Raw genomic sequence first — 19,532 nt, forward strand, 5'->3', positions numbered from 1 at the left:
GGCATGCAGGGTTACGTAATGAATAGAAACAGCTTTAAATATATTTTAAAAAAATCAAAATAGGAAAAGTGGATGAATGAATTTGATAATAAACCCGAAGTCGGAGGGATCGCCGTTGATCGTCTTCGGACAATTGTTGAACGTATCGAGCGTTTGGAAGAGGAGCGAAAAGGGTTGGCAAATGATATCAAAGATATTTATGCTGAGGCAAAATCGGCGGGATTTGATGTCCCCGTAATCAGAAGGATAATTCGGGCACGTAAACAGGAGCCTGCTGAAGTGGAAGAACAGGAAACCCTTTTTGATATTTATCGTCGTGCATTGGGTATGTAGTAGAATATAGATTTAATAAAATTGTTGAATATATAATCAAATTATTGAAATAATATCATGAATTTAACTTTTCCAGAGTGGATCCCTTCTTGGGCGCAGTTTGTTATCCTAATATTGACTGTTACTTTTGGAATTTGTTTTTTGTTTATGCCTTTTGCTGTTTTTGGGCTAAAAGGACGTTTAAATTATTTAAGTCAACAAATGGAGGATATTCAGGCCCAATTACGTATCTTGTTAAAGCGCACGGCTGATTTGCGGCCTCGTTCGGAAACTAAAATACAAGTGGTTGCCAATCATCGAGATGATACAGAAAAAGCAGGTAAAATAGAAAATTCAGAAAAAAAATTGTATGAGCCTGAAAATTATGTTTATCCCTTACCTGCCTTGAAAAAGCGTTTTGCAGCTTCTGATATTTCAAATCAGAATTCATGTGATGTATCGCGGTCATCCCTGAATAAATCCGGTGAGAATATTGGTAAGGTAGAGGTTAAGAAACCGGAAAATAACTTTGATAAGCAGGCTCAGAAAATTTATGTAGAAAATGGGGAGGGGGGATTATATGACCCTCCCTCTTCTCATGATGAAAAAAAGGAGATTATTAATTTAAAAAAACGTAAAGAACCTATTTTACGCTGGCCGCCGCTGTAAGTGGGGGAATAATCACCATATCATCATGATGGATAACCTCATTGGGGCCGTCCCAGCCCAGTTGGGAATTAATTTTATCAGTTTGAAGACCTATAATTTGAGTTATTTCTGAAGAATCATAAGCAGAAATACCATTTCCGACAATTTTTCCATTCTTGTTGGCAATTTTAATGATATCTCCCCGTTGGAAATGGCCTTCAACTTTGATAATACCGGCAGGCAATAAAGATTTTCCGTTTTTCAATGCTTTTTCCGCACCATTATCAATAAAAATAGTGCCTTTGGTCGAGATGCTTCCAGCAATCCAGCGTTTACGGGCAGGATAAGGTTTGCGATTGGGAAGAAACCATGAACATCTTGCTCCTTCTTGAAGAGCCTTGAGAGGATGAAGCAGTTTTCCATAAGCGATTGCCATGGCACATCCTGCAGTTGTGGCTATTTTTGCAGCTGCCAGTTTTGTTGCCATGCCACCTGATGAATATCCAGTTGGCGCCTTGCCTCCCATGGCGTAAATTTGTGGAGTAAGTTCAGGAATTGAGGCAAGATGCTTGGCTGATGGATTGGTTTTGGGATCTGCGGTATATAACCCGTCAATATCCGAGAAAAGGATAAGCCGGTCAGCTTTGACCATTTCTGCAACTCTTGCTGCCAACCGGTCATTATCTCCAAAACGAATTTCGGAAGTGGCAACGGTATCATTTTCGTTAATGATGGGAATGCAGTTTAATTTCAAAAGTGTTTCAATGGCTGAACGGGCATTGCTATATTGTAACCGCGTTTCCGTATCATCCAGAGTCAATAAAATTTGTGCAGTTGTGATTTTATGGGCAGCGAAAGCCTCATGCCAGGTCTGAGCCAGTTTGATTTGACCTATTGCGGCGGCAGCCTGTTTTTCATCGAGGCGAAGCTTATATCGATTTAATTTTAACTTGTAACGTGCCAAAGCGATCGCACCTGAAGATACAATTAAAATCTGGCAATTTTGCTGACGTAAATGGATTATATCTTCTATCAGGCTTTCTAGCCATGATTGACGAACGCAAGCATTTTTTCCGTCAATTAATAAGGCGCTGCCAATTTTTATAACAATTCTGCGGGCTTGGTTAAGATGTAGATTTTTCATTATATAGGACTGAAATGTTTTGATTTTAAAATTATATCCTGTTTATATTTTGTTATGTAGTTCTGTAAATAAAATAAAATTTCTTTCACCCCATTATGGGTAGCCCCTGAAAGAAGGAAAACCTTATGTCCACTTGCTTGTTCCAGCTCTTTTTGTTTTTGCAGAATTTCTTCAGGGGTAAGCAGATCAGTTTTATTAAGTCCAATCACTTCCCGTTTATTGGCAAGTTCCGTTTGATAGGATTCCAATTCATTGCGAATAATTTTCCAGTTGTTGACAACATCATCAGCTGTTGCATCGATAAGGTGCAATAGCATACTGCATCGTTCAACATGCCCTAGGAAACGATCACCTAATCCATTGCCTTCATGGGCTCCCTCAATGAGACCCGGTATATCTGTTAGGACAAATTCCTCAGTTGGTGACAATCTTACCATTCCCAGTTGTGGATGCAGGGTTGTAAACGGATAATCGGCAATTTTTGGCCGGGCAGCAGATGCAACAGAAAGAAAGGTTGATTTTCCTGCGTTGGGTAAGCCGACTAATCCTACATCGGCAATAAGCTTTAATCGCAACCAGACCCAACGTTCTTCTCCAGGCCAACCTTTATCAGCATGACGGGGTGCCCGGTTTGTGCTGGATTTGAAACGTGTATTGCCAAATCCTCCATCTCCTCCCCGACAAAGAACTATCTTTTTCCCTTTTTTATTTAGGTCTGCAAGCAAGGTTTCCTTATCTTCGGCAAATATTTGTGTGCCTATGGGAACTTTAATACAGATATTTTCTGCATTTGCACCAGTTTTATTGGCACCGGATCCATTTTGACCCTTTTTGGCACGGAAATGTTGGGTATAGCGAAAATCAATCAAAGTATTTAAATTGTCAACTGCCTCAAAAATGATATCGCCACCACGTCCGCCATCGCCTCCGTCCGGACCACCAAATTCAATATATTTCTCTCTTCTAAAGGCGACCGCACCATCGCCTCCATTTCCTGATTTAACATAGATCTTAGCTTGATCCAGAAATTTCATGTTTTAAAACCTTTAAAATAAAAGGGCCGATTCTTATTGAATCGACCCTTCGTATAATAGTCAATACTTAAAATTGTTTAAGTATATTTTGATCTATTCTGCAGCGTTGCTGATTGCATCCACAGAAACATGTACGTTACCTTTTGAACGGCTTTCAAATCGTACATTTCCATCAATAAGGGCAAAAATGGTATGATCACGACCTAAACCGACATTTTGACCTGGTTTGATTTTTGTACCGCGTTGTCTAACGATAATGTTTCCAGCAACAACATGCTGTCCACCAAATTTCTTAACGCCAAGACGACGTCCAATGGTATCGCGTCCGTTTCTGGATGAACCTCCGGCTTTTTTATGGGCCATTTTTTTCTCCTATTCTAAAAATATCAATATGGTCTGTTTAGGCTAGAACTAAACAGCGTTGATTTCAGTGATTCGTAAAACTGTTACAGGTTGACGGTGTCCGTTTTTACGACGGCTGTTTTGACGGCGACGTTTTTTGAAAATAATGACTTTTTTAAGACGATCTTGCGCAACAACTGTTGCCTTAACGCTGGCACCTTCAACAACAGGTGTTCCGATTGTGCAGTTTCCTTCATTACCGACACTTAAAACTTCGGTGAATGTGACTGTATTACCTGCCTCGGTATCCAGTTTTTCAACTTTTAGAACCATATTAGGTGTAACGCGATATTGTTTTCCACCTGTGCGGATGATTGCGAACATAATAAACCCTTTAATTTTTCAAACTCTTGTTAGAAAACCTAACTTAGTTTCTTTTTATCAATATCCCACAAAACAGGAATATATTTATTGTGAAGTCTTGTTTATATTGATTTTTAAAGTAAAAAGTCAATAAGCTATTTAAATAAATACAAATTGTTTAATAAATTTCTTTTCATAATTTCGTTAAGTTTGAATATTTTGTCTGGTTTTCTTTGAAGGAATAGATTATATATTCGTTGGTTTTATAAAAAATCATGGTTGTTTCTGTTTGTGGAGAGATGCCAGAGCGGTCGAATGGGGCGGTCTCGAAAACCGTTGTGCAATTCTGTTGTACCGTGGGTTCGAATCCCACTTTCTCCGCCATGTTTGAATAAATAAATGAATATCAAAAATGATATTTTCCTGTTATCGTGGTTAAATATTTATAATTCGTAATATTATAGATTTTATTATTATGGTTGAACTCCATTATTGATCCCTATATAGGGACCAGTAGAATTGTGAGGTGTATTATTTTTACAATTTGTTGTGCATAACAATATTGTTATCAAAGATAAAATTAAAATTCTTTTAATTCCGAAGTTACTCATTGTTTTTGCAAATAGTGTTATTCAATATATTGTACAGCAATATCATAATTATTGATCATAAGTAAGTTACTATTAACATTTGTGCATATTTTATTAATTATCTTCTTTAATTTTCAAAAAATAATGCTAAGTATTATTCGATATTAAATTATTTTAACATGAAGTATTTGATATACTTTATTTATTTTAGAATTTAAAAAATTATTGGTGAATAAAATGGAATTAGAAGACAAGAAAATATCATTATTACAATTGACATCCAAGATTGTGTCATCACACATATCCAATAATTCAGTGGAGGCCGAACAATTGCCTGAACTTATTCGTCAGGTATATCAAACGCTTTCCTCAATAGAAAAAAATGGTCATGAGGCAGAAAAATTACAGCCTGTTGTTCCTGTAAAACGGTCTGTATTTCCGGATTACATCATTTGTCTCGAAGATGGTAAAAAATTGAAAATGTTGAAACGGCATATTCAGAGTGCCTATGGTTTAACCCCTGAACAATACCGTGAACGTTGGAATTTGCCTCCTGATTATCCAATGGTTGCCCCCAACTATGCTGAACGTCGTTCCAGTCTGGCTCGAGAAATCGGTCTTGGTCGTAAAAATACCATCAGTGATATTCGCAGTGTAAGGAGAGGGAGAAGAGAGGCCTCTTAAGACAAAATAGAACCCTATTTAAGTGATTTTTATATAATGTTTTGACTGTTTGCTTCGTGATCGTTATAAATTTTAGATTGATAGATTTGATGCTTTTATTAAAAAGTGGAGAATGAATTTACGTGGATAGTGATTTATTAATGGAACGGCAAAAGATGAAACGCAAATTGGTTTTATGGCGTTTATTTGCTGTTTGTCTGTTTGTTTTATCGATAATGGCAGGTTCTGCCAAATTAATAACGAAGAGGCTTGGTAATCATGACGCGCATTTGGTGAAATTGAAAATTGAGGGTGTTATTGGAAATGATGTTTCCAAACAGGTAACCCTGATCAATACTGCTTTAAAGGATAAATCTGTCAAGGGAATGATCCTTTATGTAAACAGTCCTGGTGGGGCGGTTACCGGCGGGGAACAGTTACATGATGCGCTGCTAAAATTCTCAAAAACCAAACCTGTTGTTGTTTCAATGGGAGGTGTGGCAGCTTCAGCAGGCTATATGATTTCAGTACCTGCAAAACGTATTTTTGCATTTAATTCTACTTTAACCGGATCAATTGGCGTCATTATGGAATCTCCTGATTTTTCTGGGCTGTTAGAGAAGGTCGGTATTTCATTTGATCAGCTTGTTTCAGGTCCTTTAAAGGGGCAGCCGTCAATGGTCAAGCCCTTGTCTCCAGCCGGTCAAAAAATGCTGCAGGGATTGATTGGCAATTTTTATGATCAGTTTACGAATATGGTTGCTGAAGGGCGACATATGGATATCGCCCGTGTCAAGGAATTGGGGGATGGACGACCTTATAGTGGTCAGCAAGCCGTTAGACTGGGACTGGTCGATCAGATCGGTAATGAAGAGGATGCGAAACAATGGATGATCAAAACATATCATCTTCCAACAGACATTGAAGTTGTTACATTAAAAAAAGATAAAAGTGATGACTGGTTTGGGCTTGGCAGCAAATCAATCATGAATTTTTCGTTAAAAACAATTGCCAATCAAATTTTTTATAAGAAAAATGAAAATTTTGGTGGTATTTTAGCGATTTGGCACCCATAAAAGAATCATTATAAGCTATAATAACATTTGAGTGAGTTAATGACTAAATCTGAATTAATATTAGAAATTGCATCCGAACATCCTAATTTAATGTTGAAATATATTGAGGAAATTGTTTCGACAGTTTTTGATGAAATAGAGACAACGCTGGCGAGGGGTAATCGGGTTGAGCTTCGTGGTTTTGGTGCCTTTTTTGTAAAAAATCGTAAAGCCCGTACGGGAAGAAATCCTCGGACAGGGGAAACTGTAACTGTGGAGGAAAAATATGTTCCCTTTTTTAAAACGGGGAAGGAATTAAGGGAAAGGATAAATCAGCAATAATTTTTAAAACATTATAAAGGGAAACAGCAATGCAGGATACATCCATAATGAAAATTGTTCCTGTTATTTTGTCAGGTGGCACGGGTAGTCGGTTATGGCCCCTGTCTCGTGCCAGTTTCCCTAAACAGTTATGGCCCCTTATTACTGAAAAATCCATGTTTCAAGACACGGTTTTACGCGGTAAAGGGGATATTTTTTTAGAGCCAATCGTTATTTGCAATCAGGATCATCGTTTCTTGATTGCAGAGCAATTGAGAGAAATTGGCGTTGAAAATGCCCGTATTGTTTTGGAACCAGTTGGACGAAATTCAGCACCAGCCATAGCAACTGCAAGTTTGTTGGCGAATGAACTGGATGCTCAGACAATTTTATGGGTAATGGCGGCAGACGCATATATTCAAGATGTTCCAAAATTGGTAAAATTGGTAGAAGAGGCAGTCATTTTTGCACAAAACGGGAAAATTGTAACTTTCGGCATTCAACCTACACATTTAGAAACAGGATATGGATATATTGAGAAAGGTTCAGTTATTGATAAGATCAAGAATATTTATGCCGTAAAGGCTTTTACTGAAAAACCTGATATTCGACAGGCTCAGCTAATGGTTGAGTCGGGAGGATATTTATGGAATTCGGGCATGTTCATGTTTTCTGCACAAACGATGTTGCAGGAAATGAAACATTATACCCCAACATTACTATCCTTGGTTAAAAAGGCTGTTGACAATAGACAGTCAGATTTATATTTCGAGCGTATATTATATGATGATTTCATAAAGGTCCCTGATCTTTCAATTGATTATGCCATTGCCGAAAAAACAAAAGCCATGGTCGTAGTATCTGCCGATCTTGTCTGGTCAGACATCGGAAGCTGGAATGGATTATGGAATGTAAGCCAGAAGGATCGGTCAGGGAATGTGGTTATAGGAAATGTATTCTTAGAAAACACGCATAATAGCTATATTCGTTCTGAAGAAATGGTGGCGGCTGTTAATGATATAGATAATGTTGTTGTGATTGTGACAAAAGATGCCGTTTTGGTTTCTGATCGAAACAAATCGCAAAATGTTAAGAAAATTGTTCAAAAATTGAATGCTGTAAAACAACAGGAGGCTGTTCGGCATAACCAATGTTATCGACCCTGGGGGCATTATGAAACGTTGGCACATGGAGAACGGTTTCTTGTCAAACAGCTTATTGTAAAAACTGGAGCGCAGCTTTCTCTGCAAAAACATCATCATCGTTCAGAACATTGGGTTATTGTTTCCGGTATTGCTGAGGTAACCCGTGGAGATGAAGTTATATTTCTGCATGAAAACGAAAGTGTTTACATTCCTCTGGGAATGGTGCACCGATTGAAAAATGCGGGTGACATACCTCTAATTGTCATTGAAGTACAATCTGGTTCTTATCTTGATGAAAGTGATATTGTAAGACTGGATGATCAGTATCATCGTATTGTATGAATACACTACGACTATTCAGAAAATCCAGATATTTGAACCCTATTTTTCGATATTCATCCTTCCGAGGCGGAAAGGAAACGTTCAGCTTCAAGTGCAGCCATGCATCCTGAACCCGCTGCGGTGATCGCTTGACGGTAGATTTTGTCTTGAACATCTCCAGCGGCAAATATGCCAGGAACAGATGTTTTTGTCGTTCCCGGTGTTGTTTGTATATAGCCCTCCTCATCAAGATCAATTTGATTTTTGAAAAGTTCTGTATTTGGTGTGTGACCGATTGCTATAAAAACACCATCAACAGGTAATTGGCTTATTTCTTTTGTAAGTGTATTTTTTAATTTAAGTCCTGTAACAGAAGGAGGATTACTTTCCGCCAAAATATCCTCTACAACGCTATTCCAGATAATCGTAACTTTTGGATTTTTCATGAGGCGTGTTTGTTGGATTTTTTCCGCCCGTAAACTGTTGCGACGATGAATGAGGAAAACATGAGCTGCATGATGGGTTAAATAAAGTGCTTCTTCAACAGCGGTATTTCCTCCACCTATTACCGCAACTTGTTTACCACGATAAAAAAATCCATCACAGGTTGCACAGGCGGAAACACCAAATCCTTGCAGTTTTTCTTCAGCCTCAAGACCTAGCCAACGGGCTTGGGCACCTGTAGCAATGATGACGGTTTTTGCTTTGTAGGTATTTCCCATATCTGTTTGCAATATGAAATAATTATTTTCTTTTTGTTTCTGTTGAAGGGAGCACCTTGTTACGCTGTCATTGATAATCTTGGCGCCAACATTTATGGCTTGTTGAGCCATCTGTTCCATCAACCAGGGGCCTTGTATGGGATCAGCAAAACCAGGGAAATTCTCGATTTCATTGGTAATGGTCAACTGACCACCGGGCTGTAATCCAGTTAGGAGAGTTGGACTTAGATTTGCTCTGGCTCCATAGATTGCCGCTGTGTATCCTGCCGGGCCTGCCCCGATAATTAATAAATCCGTAAGAAATGTCTCACCCATATTATTCGTCCTATTATTACAAAGATTTTTTATATATAAGTCATCTATAGTATAATAAGAAACTATTGTTTAAAGAATAAATTGTTAAATTATACAAAGTGAAAGTTTTGGTAGGATAATCGATTTATGAATCAGGCAGCGGATCTTGATAAAATTGACTGGCTCATTTTAGATGAGCTTCAAAAAGATGGGCGAATAACAAATATTGAATTGGCACAAAGAGTTGGCATTTCTGCTCCTCCTTGTTTAAGGCGGGTAAGACGTCTGGAAACGATGGGGGTTATTCAAAGTTATCATGCGGATATCGATATGAAATCTGTAGGATGGTGCCTATCAGTATTTGTGCTGGTTGGTCTTGATAGCCAGAAAGAGGCCATATTAAAAGAATTTGAAAAGGAAATGGCGGATATTCCCGAGGTAAGGGAATGTCATATGGTGCGTGGTGGCGTTGATTTCTTAATTCGTTTTATTGCGCGAAATACCGAAGATGAAAATAGAATAACGCATGAATTGATAACGCATCCTCACATTGCCAGGGTTCAGACATTACAAGTTATTCGTACCAGCTTTAATCGACATGGCGTTCCATTGGAATACGATCATCCAGATATATCTAAATAAATACTGGATGATCAAATGTAAACTTTTATTGAAAAATGAAATATTTATCCGCTTCAGAAAAAGCGATAGGCGCGGAAGTTAGTATTATTGTTCCGTGTTATAATGAAAAAAATAATGTCCTTCCTCTTTTTAGAGCTTTAGAAACGGCTTTGGTAGGGTGGCGATGGGAGGCTATTTATGTCGATGATAATTCTCCGGATGGTACAATTGAAGAGATTAGAAAACTTGCCAGACAAGATATAAGGGCACGTGGAATACTTAGAGTTAACAAAAGAGGCTTGTCGTCTGCAGTGATTGATGGTGTCTTATCCTCTTCTGCTGATTATATAGCGGTAATTGATGGAGATATGCAGCATGATGAGACACGATTGCCAGATATGCTTGAGGCTGTAATTCATAGAAATTTTGATTTTGCAGTTGGCAGCCGTCATGTATCGGGTGGTAGTAATCAGGGATTGGCAAATTACTGGAGGAGATTTTTATCGGATCGTGGCATTGCATTATCACAAAAAATTTTACCTGTTCCATTAAAGGATCCAATGAGCGGTTTTTTTGTATTGAAAAGAAAGCTGTTTTTAAATCTTATGCCGACATTAACAGGAACCGGTTTTAAAATATTACTTGATTTGATATTATCCTGTCCTTCTACAATACGTGTTATCGAAATTCCCTTTCAGTTTCGAAAACGTTTTTCAGGACACAGTAAACTTGGTTTAAAAATAATGATGCAATTTATTGTAATGCTGCTTCAAAAAAAATTAAAAAGATATCCTAGATAATTCAAATTTAATGATGACAATCTGATAAATCCATTTTGCTGCTTTGAGGAATTTATCAAAAAAACTGACGAAAATTAAAATATTTATATACTGGGCCATCCAATCATTCTTGATAACGAATTATAATTTAAAATATGTAAAACAGATGATTTCATGAATTTTGGTTATTGATATGTGTTCTGTAAAAGCTGATTTTGAATGGGTAAAAAAGTTAACGGTAAAACCTTGTTTATTATGGTTTTGGTTTGGTTTATCTATCGTGACACTCATTCGTTTATGGGTTGCTGCCGCCAGCCCGCTTTCGCCAGATGAGGCATATTATTGGTTATGGTCAAATCATTTAGATTACAGTTTTTATGATCATCCACCAATGGTGGCGTTGTGGATAAAATTGGGATGCTGGATTGGTAATAAAACCGCTCTGGGTGTCCGTTTTCTTGCCCCTTTTGCCGGTTTGATAGGAAGTGTTTTTATATATTTTAGTGTTATGGATTTTTGTCATACCAGTCATGATAAAGAAAAAAATGCGATTACTGCGGTTGTGATATTAAATACAACCCTCGCTATTAGCGTCGGTAGTGTAACAATAACCCCCGATACTCCATTACTTTTTTTTATTTGTGTTTTTATATGGGGATGTGGACGTTTAATTGCCACTCAAAAATTGGGATGGTGGCTGGTTATTGGTATAGCTGCAGGATGCGCATTGCTCAGCAAGTATACTGCGTTGTTAATGATTGCGGGATTAGGAGTTTGGTGCATTCTGACAGTTTTGGGTCGATCTTCTTTAAAATCCTGGAAATTATGGGGAGGGCTGTTTTTAACGATACTTATTTTCCTACCCGTGATTATTTGGAATTCAAGACATCAATGGATCAGTTTTTTAAAACAGGGTGGAAGAACAGCGGATTGGCATCCCAGTCGTGCGGTTCAGTTTTTGTCTGAATTAATGATCGGCCAGATCGGATTGGCCACTCCCATCCTTTTTGTTTGTTTTTGTTGGGCCATGATTAAACTGACAAAAATTGTTTGGGAGAGTAAAGCGGAGAATGATTTTTTATTGTGGTTATGGGTTATTATTCCAGTTTGTGTATTTGTTCAGCATGCCTTTGGGGATCGTGTACAGGCCAACTGGATGGGAATATTATATCCAGTCCTGTCTGTCATAACGGCAATTTATTTTCATCGTTTTATCACGTCAGCCTGTATCCTCGGGAATATAATGGTTGGTTTGATTTACATTCAATCGGTTTTTGCATATTTTCCAATTCCGGCAAAATATGATCTCATGTTAAAACGATTGGGCGGGTGGGCTGAATTAGCTAAACTGGTTTCATGTCAAATTCCTGATTCAGTTCCAATCATTGTCGATGAATATGGCATAGCTGCAGAATTGGCATTTTATGAGGTGCATCATCCAATTGTTCTGGTTGATAGACGCTGGAAATATTTTGCTTTAGCTGATTACCATGGGAAAAATGGCTATTTAATTCGTACACAGCGTCGCAAAGATATGCCACCTTCTGTTTATTTTTTAAATTCAGAAAAACAGGGGATTGTCGTAAGAAAAATCAAACAGAGAATTGCGGAAACCTATAATATCTATAAAGTAGAGTTAAATTATTCAAATGCTAACCAGCATGAAATCGTTTATCTGCCCTAATGAAAATTTCAATTAGGAAGCGAGTTCTATCAATTCATCTGATAAAGGATTGGAAACGGTTTCTTCCACTTTTTTAATTAAATTCTTTATCCTGAATGGTTTTTCAATACGTGGAAATGGTAAATCATTAATACGCTGGTTGATTTGAAAATTTCCACTCATCAAAAGTACCCTGCATTTTTTTTGCAACATTTTAAGAATCAGCGGATATGGATCTCCGTCAGGTAAATAAACATCGACAATCATGAGGGTAAATGAAGTTTCTTTGATTAGTTCAGCAGCTTCAGCAAGAGAATGTGCCAGTTGAATTGTTGGAATTCGATTGGCAAAGCTTAACTTAATAAGATCGCATATCTCAGGCTGATCTTCTATAATAAGAAGAGACGTATTAGAAAGCATTTAGAAATCTATCAAAAAAATTACTTTTTTATCTTTATACCAAAAAAAAACGTATAAATAAAGTATAATTTAATATGTATAAAGGAATAGTTAAATAATATTAATAAAGCTCGTTTTAACTTTTTAATCAGGTTTTCAATCTAGGTATGAAATTGACCTCTAATTTAAGTGGCGCACCCGACAGGAATCGAACCCATAACCCCCAGATTCGTAGTCTGGTGCTCTATCCAGTTGAGCTACGGGTGCGTCTTGCCCTAGGCTTTTAACCGATCTTTTTCCCCTCTGCAAGTGTTTTTTTAACTTTTTGTGATTTTAATGCGCAATAGCGTTTGATAATCCGTAATGATGTGGACGATAAAAGGTAATTGTCGCCCGGCAGTCAGGAGTTCCATAGGTTCCAATTATATTTTTATTCTTGGCTTTCCCTTCAAAAATGAGATCGTAGGGTTTATGATCCATATCCGTACGGTGGAGAACAGCGACAAGATGCCTTGGATGTTCCTTTTTGTGATAGATACCTGTCAAGACCAATGCCCCATTATCAGGTGAAAACAATATTTTCTTTTTATCGATTCTCAGGGCGGCCATACGATCATGTGGGCAAATTCCCTGTTGTGTTTCCATTTTGCCTAACCATATTCCTGTGGGGTGGTCTTCGGCTAAATGACTGCAGGCAGCAGTCAACACTAATATAAAAATAGGGATAATCCGTATTTTGCGATGGACTAATTTCAGGCGATACTTGTTCACGGAATGCTCCAGAGCGAAAAAATATGAAAAGGAATTTATTTCTATATAAAGAAGAAAAAGTTTTTTTTCAGATAAATTGTTTAATTTACATTTTTTTTATCTATTTGTGATATGAAAACGTATTTTACTGAAAGAGGAAGTGATTGATAAAAATGACCCAGGTAAGCGAATTGGAACAATCTTTACATCAAGAAAAGATTCTTATTCTTGATTTTGGCAGTCAGGTAACCCAGTTGATTGCACGCAGAATAAGAGAAAGTGGCGTTTATTGCGAAATATGGCCTTATACGAGTGATGATGAAAAGATTCGTTCATTTGCACCAAAAGGGATTATTTTATCTGGCGGTCCTTCCAGTGTCACTCAAATGGATGCCCCAAGGATTCCGAATGAAGTTTTTACATTAAAGGTTCCCGTATTGGGAATTTGTTATGGTGAACAGGCAATGTGTCATCAATTGGGTGGACAGGTGGAATCCGGTGACCACCGTGAATTTGGCCGTGCGTATGTTGAAATTCTTGAGGATAGTGCCTTATGTCAGGGTGTATGGTCACAAGGGAACCGTGAACAAGTATGGATGAGTCATGGTGATCGAGTTACAAAAATCCCCCCCGGATTCAAGGTGGTAGGGGTTAGTGAGGGTGCACCCTATGCCATGATTGCTGATGAGGATCGTCACTATTATGGTGTTCAGTTTCATCCTGAAGTTGTTCATACACCTCACGGTGCCGCATTATTAAAGAATTTCACGCATAATATTGCCGGGTGTCAGGGTAATTGGACCATGGCCGGTTTTCGTAATTTGGAAATTGAACGTATTCGTCAAAAGGTTGGTGACAAAAAAGTCATCTGCGGTTTATCAGGTGGGGTTGATTCCGCAGTGGCAGCTGTATTGATTCATGAAGCTATTGGAGATCAGCTAACCTGTATTTTTGTTGATCACGGCATGCTGCGTCAAAATGAAGCGGATGAGGTTGTTAAAACATTCAAAGAGAAATTTAATATTCATTTGATTGCTAAAGACGCGTCTGACTTGTTTCTGAAAGAATTGGCTGGAGTAACCGATCCAGAGGTTAAACGTAAAACCATTGGCCGTTTGTTTATCGAGGTATTTGAACAGGAGGCGCAAAAACTGGGTGGGGCTGATTTTCTGGCTCAGGGTACCCTTTATCCGGATGTTATTGAAAGCGTCAGTGTCACGGGAAAATCAGCAACTATTAAGTCTCATCATAATGTGGGTGGATTGCCTGAACGGATGAATATGAAGCTTGTCGAACCTTTACGTGAACTTTTCAAGGATGAAGTCAGGGATTTGGGTCGGGAATTGGGTATTCCAGAAAATATTGTTGGTCGTCATCCCTTCCCAGGACCAGGCCTTGCCATACGAATTTTAGGGGACATTACGCGTGAACGGCTTGATTTGTTGCGTCGTGTTGATGCCGTGTATTTGGATGAAATTCGCAAGGCTGGGTTATATGACAAAATTTGGCAAGCGTTTGCTGTTTTGTTGCCTATTCGTACGGTTGGCGTTATGGGGGATGGCCGAACATATGATCAGGCTTGTGCATTGCGGGCTGTTACAAGTGTGGATGGCATGACTGCTGATGTTTATTCTTTTGATATGGAATTCCTTACCAGAGTGGCGGGGCGGATTGTTAATGAAGTCAAAGGCATTAATCGTGTAACTTATGATATTACATCAAAACCACCCGGAACCATTGAATGGGAATAAGATTGCAAGATAATCAATATCTTGAGAAAGTGTCACCCCAATTATTTCATAGGTTTGATTGGGGTGCTATCTATTGTTTAGGTTACGCATTGACAAGTTACAGACTTGTTTTTTTATATAAGGAATTTATGACAATATAATTGTATAGTCATTCTATTTTTTAAACCGGATAAATATACAGAGGTTTCTGGCTAATATATTTAAAAAAATTTAAAATTAAATATATTGTTAAATCAATAAAGTCTGACCTATACTATCTTGTTATCATTTCTGATCTTTTTCGATTGTAAAATTAAAGTTTTTGTTTTTATCAAAATCTTGCATGTCAAGCCTAATGTTATGTTGATTTTATATCATCATATAGGTATGTATGTTTTTTTAATATACTATATATAGAAATTTATCATTACATTTAAAATTTTATAATGGTATAGTAAGGATGTAAAATCCTTAAAGGTTTGTTGTTTTGCGAGGATATGGTTGTGACCCCAGTTGATCTGCTTGAAAAAAAGCCTGTTGCCAATGCTGGAAAAGGTAAAACAGATAATGGTTCTCTTTTTACAGATGCCTTGGCAGGAAAAATACAGTTGTATGGGCGTTATCAGGTTAAATTAGATCATTCTCGTGATGCTTTATTGACAGATTTTGGTAAAGCGACGCTTGATGACCGTTATCTTATTGAGGGTGAAAGCTACCAAGAGCTGTTTGCAAGGGTGGCTTCCTATTACGGGGATGATGCGGAACATGCCCAGCGTTTATATGACTATATGTCTCAGCATTGGTTTATGCCGGCCACTCCAGTACTGTCAAATGGTGGGACGGCCAGAGGGTTGCCTATTTCCTGTTTTTTGAATGAAGCGGAAGACAGCTTGAAGGGAATTGTTGAACTGTGGAATGAAAATGTCTGGCTTGCCTCTCGTGGCGGGGGAATTGGATCCTATTGGGGAAATTTGCGTTCTATTGGTGAAAATGTTAGTCGGAATGGCAAAACTTCAGGTGTCATTCCATTCATAAGGGTGATGGACAGCCTGACCCTGGCAATTAGTCAGGGATCTTTGAGACGGGGTTCAGCAGCTGTTTATTTGCCTATCTGGCATCCTGAAATTGAGGAATTTATTGAATTACGCAGACCAACGGGTGGAGATCCCAATCGTAAAGCCTTGAATCTACATCATGGTGTTCTAATTTCTGACGCTTTTATGCGTGCAGTTGAAAATAATGAGGAATGGGCGCTTGTCTCCCCAAAAGATCAGTCAGTCATTAGGAAAATTTCTGCCCGTTCTTTGTGGATCAGACTGCTGACGACACGAATTGAACAGGGTGAGCCTTATATTGTCTTTTCCGATACGGTGAATAATGCCCGTCCTGAACATCATAAACTGGCTGGACTGGAAGTAAAAACCTCTAATCTTTGTGCTGAAATTACGTTACCTACAGGAATAGATCATAAAGGAAAGGAACGGACGGCTGTTTGTTGTCTTTCCTCTTTAAATCTTGAATATTGGGATCAATGGTCAAGAAACCCACAATTTATCCAGGATGTCATGTTGTTTCTTGATAATGTTTTGCAGGATTTCATTGATCATGCTCCTGACGAAATGGAACGTGCAAGATATGCCGCTGCACGTGAACGTTCCGTTGGTATGGGTGTAATGGGTTTTCATTCTTTTCTTCAAGCTCATAAAATTCCGTTTGAAAGCGTTATGGCAAAAGTATGGAACAAGAAAATGTTTCAGCATATACGTCAGGAAGCGGACAAGGCATCCGTTACCCTGGCGAATTTGCGTGGACCTTGTCCGGATGCCGCCGATTATGGCATTAATGAGCGCTTTTCAAACAAGATTGCGATTGCGCCAACGGCTTCCATTTCGATTATTGCGGGAAATGCAAGTCCCGGTATTGAACCAATTACGGCCAATGTATTTTTGCAGAAAACCTTATCAGGCTCCTTTACCGTAAGAAATAGGCATTTACGTAAGGTATTGCAGGAAAAAGGCCAGGATACTGATGCGGTCTGGTCTTCTATCACTTTAAACAAAGGGAGTGTTCAACATCTTGATTTTCTGACTCAGGATGAAAAGGATATTTACAAAACAGCATTTGAATTGGATCAACGTTGGATCATTGAACATGCTGCTGACCGTTCACCTTTTATCTGTCAGTCTCAATCAGTTAATTTATTTGTTCCAGCCAATGTTCACAAGCGTGATTTACATATGATGCATTATCAGGCATGGAAAAAAGGAATGAAATCCCTGTATTATTGCCGTTCTCTTTCTATCCAGCGTGCAGATACTGTTAGCAATTTGGCAGTTAAAGAAGATATTCTAAATAAAGGTGATCAGATACAGGCTGATACCTCGACAAGTTATGAAGAATGTCTATCTTGTCAATAATATTGGTTTGAAGGATTTTTTAGAGGAAAAGGTCTTTTTTGTTAACTGGGCAAAAGTCTGATCTAAACGGATTTTATTCTTTCTATATCCTTAATATTTTAAGATTTAGGAAGATTTTTGGCCGATATAGGTGATATTCATTTATAAACAAGATGATATTGCTTTTTAAACAGACATCTATTTATGATATCAATCGAAATATTGATTTTGTCTTTAATATTTTTGTAAAAAGGACACATATTGAATGTCATCTATTCCTCAAATTAAATTAAATGATGGGACGAATATTCCTGCTGTTGGATTTGGCACTTACAAACTTAACGGTAGGGAAGGGGTAAAATCTATCATCAGTGCCATTCATAATGGTTACCGTTTGTTGGATTCAGCTTTTAATTATGAAAATGAAGGTGCTGTTGGTGAAGCGGTCCGACAATGTGGAATTTCCCGTGATCAGTTGCGAATCACTTCCAAATTACCAGGACGTCGTCATCAATATGATCAGGCATTGTTAACGATTGAGGAATCTTTATATCGTGCACAGCTTGATTATTATGATATATATTTGATTCATTGGCCCAACCCGATAACAGGAAAATATCTTGAAGCCTGGGAAGCTCTGGTCGAGGCGAAAAAAAGAGGGATGATTAAATCCATAGGTGTTTCAAATTTCCTGCCTGAGCATCTTGATCGTATTATTAAGGAAACAGGGGTGACACCAAGTATTAACCAAGTGGAATTGCATCCATATTTCTCCCAGGCAAAACAGCGTGCCTATGATAAAAAATTGGGAATTGTTACAGAGGCCTGGAGTCCACTGGGCCGTGCCAATGATCTGTTGACACACCCGATCCTGAAAGAAATTGCCAAAAATTATCATAAGTCGGTAGGACAACTAATTTTGCGCTGGCATGTCCAGCTTGGTGTTGTTCCCATTCCAAAAGCAACATCAGATCAAAGGCAAAAGGAAAATCTTGACATATTTGATTTTGATATTACGACAGAAGATATGCAAAAAATTGATGCATTATCAAAATCAGATGGTCGTTTAAAAGGACAGGATCCCTCAAAATATGAAGAATTTTAATTCTTAATATTATTCCCTCAGGATTAATATCTATTTGACCCTGAGGAATAACAGGGAATTCCTAAACTGTCATGCTTTCAAAAGCTTCTTCCCAGGTTCCTTCTGTGGCTGCTCGGCTATATTCGGTGGCACGATTTTCAAAGAAATTGGTATGTTCAACAGCATTGAGCATTTCATCCATCCAGGGTAACGGATTTTTATCAATATCGTAAATTGTATCCAGGCCTAACTGTGTTAAGCGACGATTGGCAATGAAACAAATATAATTTTTGACATCCTGTGCGGTTAATCCTTCGACAGAACCCATTTCGAAAGCTAGGTCAATAAAGGCAAATTCATGTTCAACGATAGTTTTACATATATAAATCAGCTCTTGTTGAAATTTTTCCGTCCACAAATGGGGATTTTCTTGAATGAACGTACGGAAAAGCTTGATAATGGATAGGCAATGTAATGTTTCATCTCTTACCGACCACGAAATAATCTGCCCCATTCCTTTTAGTTTATTAAAACGTGGAAAGTTCATAAGGATGGCAAAGGATGAGAATAATTGTAATCCTTCAGTGAATGCTCCGAAAACCGCCATTGTTTTGGCAATTTCGAGTGGATTATCAATTGAAAAATTCTGCATGTAGTCGTATTTATCTTTCATTTCCTTATATTTGAGGAAAGCAGAATATTCGACTTCCGGCATACCAATAGTATCAAGAAGATAACTATATGCCGCGATATGAATCGTCTCAATATTTGAGAATGCTGACAGCATCATAAGAACCTCAATAGGTTTGAATACCTGGCTGTAATATTTCATATAGGCATTATTTACCTCGACATCTGATTGCGTAAAGAATCGAAAGATTTGGGTGATCAAATTCCGTTCGGGTTCGGTCAATTTTTTATGCCAGTCCTTGACATCTTCCGCCAATGGAACCTCTTCAGGTAACCAATGTAGTCTCTGTTGGGTCAGCCATACATCATAGGCCCAAGGATAATGAAAGGGTTTGTAAACTGGGTTATACGTCATCAGATTATGTGTTTGTGCTGGTTTTGAATCTTGCTTTTCCACAGTTTTAACTCCTTGGGTGATTTATGATTTAATTATGCTCTTTTATCAATATATAGTCATATAAATAAA

General features: G+C 38.0%; 20 protein-coding genes and 2 tRNA genes. 13 read left to right on the forward strand and 9 right to left on the reverse strand.

What is annotated here, in order from left to right:
* The first annotated feature begins 72 nt into the window (after window positions 1-72).
* Both H3R28_RS00690 and H3R28_RS00695 read left to right on the forward strand, forming a co-directional pair.
* Window positions 73-333 (forward strand): DUF2312 domain-containing protein, encoded by a 261-nt coding sequence (locus H3R28_RS00690; RefSeq protein ID WP_198209353.1) that lies wholly within the window; start codon window positions 73-75, stop codon window positions 331-333.
* Window positions 334-390: 57 nt separating this feature from the next.
* A complete protein-coding gene (locus H3R28_RS00695; RefSeq protein WP_155567215.1) occupies window positions 391-981 on the forward strand; it encodes a hypothetical protein in 591 nt (196 codons plus the stop codon).
* Here H3R28_RS00695 and proB read toward each other — a convergent pair.
* From proB to rplU, 4 genes are all read right to left on the reverse strand, one after another.
* A complete protein-coding gene (gene proB, locus H3R28_RS00700) occupies window positions 956-2,104 on the reverse strand; it encodes a glutamate 5-kinase (protein ID WP_122123944.1) in 1,149 nt (382 codons plus the stop codon). The two genes, H3R28_RS00695 and proB, sit on opposite strands and share 26 nt — an antisense overlap.
* Window positions 2,104-3,138: a GTPase ObgE gene (obgE, locus tag H3R28_RS00705; RefSeq protein ID WP_155569533.1), complete on the reverse strand. Its 1,035-nt coding sequence runs from the start codon at window positions 3,136-3,138 to the stop codon at window positions 2,104-2,106. The genes proB and obgE overlap by 1 nt, the downstream gene beginning before the upstream one ends.
* Window positions 3,139-3,231: 93 nt before the next feature.
* Entirely contained in the window at window positions 3,232-3,501 is a 270-nt protein-coding gene (gene rpmA, locus H3R28_RS00710) for a 50S ribosomal protein L27 (RefSeq protein ID WP_110438451.1), read from the reverse strand.
* A 48-nt stretch (window positions 3,502-3,549) separates the two neighbouring features.
* Complete coding sequence (gene rplU / locus H3R28_RS00715; protein ID WP_198209351.1) at window positions 3,550-3,864, reverse strand: 50S ribosomal protein L21; 315 nt, start codon at window positions 3,862-3,864, stop codon at window positions 3,550-3,552.
* A gap of 272 nt (window positions 3,865-4,136) precedes the next feature.
* Here rplU and H3R28_RS00720 point away from each other — a divergent pair.
* The 5 genes from H3R28_RS00720 (at window position 4,137) to H3R28_RS00740 (ending at window position 7,959) form a co-directional block, all read left to right on the forward strand.
* Window positions 4,137-4,227: transfer RNA gene (locus H3R28_RS00720), tRNA-Ser, on the forward strand.
* Between the two features lie 443 nt (window positions 4,228-4,670).
* Window positions 4,671-5,117 carry a MucR family transcriptional regulator gene (locus H3R28_RS00725; RefSeq protein ID WP_155565820.1) on the forward strand — a complete coding sequence of 149 codons (447 nt, stop codon included), beginning with the start codon at window positions 4,671-4,673 and terminating at the stop codon, window positions 5,115-5,117.
* Window positions 5,118-5,239: 122 nt separating this feature from the next.
* A complete protein-coding gene (sppA, locus tag H3R28_RS00730) occupies window positions 5,240-6,172 on the forward strand; it encodes a signal peptide peptidase SppA (RefSeq protein WP_370552809.1) in 933 nt (310 codons plus the stop codon).
* 39 nt (window positions 6,173-6,211) lie between these two features.
* On the forward strand, window positions 6,212-6,493 hold the full coding sequence (locus H3R28_RS00735; protein WP_198209349.1) for an integration host factor subunit beta: 282 nt from the start codon (window positions 6,212-6,214) through the stop codon (window positions 6,491-6,493).
* Between the two features lie 29 nt (window positions 6,494-6,522).
* Window positions 6,523-7,959 carry a mannose-1-phosphate guanylyltransferase/mannose-6-phosphate isomerase gene (locus H3R28_RS00740; protein WP_155572157.1) on the forward strand — a complete coding sequence of 479 codons (1,437 nt, stop codon included), beginning with the start codon at window positions 6,523-6,525 and terminating at the stop codon, window positions 7,957-7,959.
* 53 nt (window positions 7,960-8,012) lie between these two features.
* On the opposite strand, the gene trxB is transcribed toward H3R28_RS00740, so the two are convergent.
* Window positions 8,013-8,975 carry a thioredoxin-disulfide reductase gene (trxB, locus tag H3R28_RS00745; protein WP_198209347.1) on the reverse strand — a complete coding sequence of 321 codons (963 nt, stop codon included), beginning with the start codon at window positions 8,973-8,975 and terminating at the stop codon, window positions 8,013-8,015.
* 126 nt (window positions 8,976-9,101) lie between these two features.
* Between trxB and H3R28_RS00750 the strand changes: the two genes are divergently transcribed.
* The 3 genes from H3R28_RS00750 to H3R28_RS00760 all read left to right on the forward strand — a co-directional run bounded on the left by H3R28_RS00750 (window position 9,102) and on the right by H3R28_RS00760 (window position 12,038).
* Window positions 9,102-9,596, forward strand: coding sequence for an Lrp/AsnC family transcriptional regulator (locus H3R28_RS00750; RefSeq protein ID WP_198209345.1), 495 nt, complete (start codon window positions 9,102-9,104; stop codon window positions 9,594-9,596).
* 35 nt (window positions 9,597-9,631) lie between these two features.
* A complete protein-coding gene (locus H3R28_RS00755; protein WP_198209343.1) occupies window positions 9,632-10,375 on the forward strand; it encodes a polyprenol monophosphomannose synthase in 744 nt (247 codons plus the stop codon).
* 172 nt (window positions 10,376-10,547) lie between these two features.
* Complete coding sequence (locus H3R28_RS00760; protein WP_198209342.1) at window positions 10,548-12,038, forward strand: glycosyltransferase family 39 protein; 1,491 nt, start codon at window positions 10,548-10,550, stop codon at window positions 12,036-12,038.
* A 12-nt stretch (window positions 12,039-12,050) separates the two neighbouring features.
* Here H3R28_RS00760 and H3R28_RS00765 read toward each other — a convergent pair whose 3' ends face one another.
* The 3 genes from H3R28_RS00765 to H3R28_RS00775 form a co-directional block, all read right to left on the reverse strand.
* Window positions 12,051-12,437: a response regulator gene (locus tag H3R28_RS00765; RefSeq protein WP_110438442.1), complete on the reverse strand. Its 387-nt coding sequence runs from the start codon at window positions 12,435-12,437 to the stop codon at window positions 12,051-12,053.
* A gap of 169 nt (window positions 12,438-12,606) precedes the next feature.
* Window positions 12,607-12,683: transfer RNA gene (locus H3R28_RS00770), tRNA-Arg, on the reverse strand.
* Window positions 12,684-12,749: 66 nt separating this feature from the next.
* Entirely contained in the window at window positions 12,750-13,187 is a 438-nt protein-coding gene (locus H3R28_RS00775; protein ID WP_198209340.1) for a hypothetical protein, read from the reverse strand.
* Between the two features lie 152 nt (window positions 13,188-13,339).
* On the opposite strand from H3R28_RS00775, the gene guaA reads away from it, so the two are divergent.
* From guaA to H3R28_RS00790, 3 genes are all read left to right on the forward strand, one after another.
* Window positions 13,340-14,917, forward strand: coding sequence for a glutamine-hydrolyzing GMP synthase (gene guaA / locus H3R28_RS00780; RefSeq protein ID WP_198209338.1), 1,578 nt, complete (start codon window positions 13,340-13,342; stop codon window positions 14,915-14,917).
* A 476-nt stretch (window positions 14,918-15,393) separates the two neighbouring features.
* Complete coding sequence (locus tag H3R28_RS00785) at window positions 15,394-17,313, forward strand: ribonucleoside-diphosphate reductase subunit alpha (protein ID WP_122123933.1); 1,920 nt, start codon at window positions 15,394-15,396, stop codon at window positions 17,311-17,313.
* Between the two features lie 244 nt (window positions 17,314-17,557).
* Window positions 17,558-18,397, forward strand: coding sequence for an aldo/keto reductase (locus H3R28_RS00790; RefSeq protein ID WP_198209336.1), 840 nt, complete (start codon window positions 17,558-17,560; stop codon window positions 18,395-18,397).
* Window positions 18,398-18,458: 61 nt separating this feature from the next.
* Here H3R28_RS00790 and H3R28_RS00795 read toward each other — a convergent pair whose 3' ends face one another.
* Window positions 18,459-19,421: a ribonucleotide-diphosphate reductase subunit beta gene (locus H3R28_RS00795; RefSeq protein ID WP_198209538.1), complete on the reverse strand. Its 963-nt coding sequence runs from the start codon at window positions 19,419-19,421 to the stop codon at window positions 18,459-18,461.
* Between the last annotated feature and the right edge of the window lie 111 nt (window positions 19,422-19,532).

Source organism: Commensalibacter sp. M0268 (genome assembly GCF_016101925.1).
In the GTDB taxonomy this organism is placed as follows: domain Bacteria; phylum Pseudomonadota; class Alphaproteobacteria; order Acetobacterales; family Acetobacteraceae; genus Commensalibacter; species Commensalibacter melissae.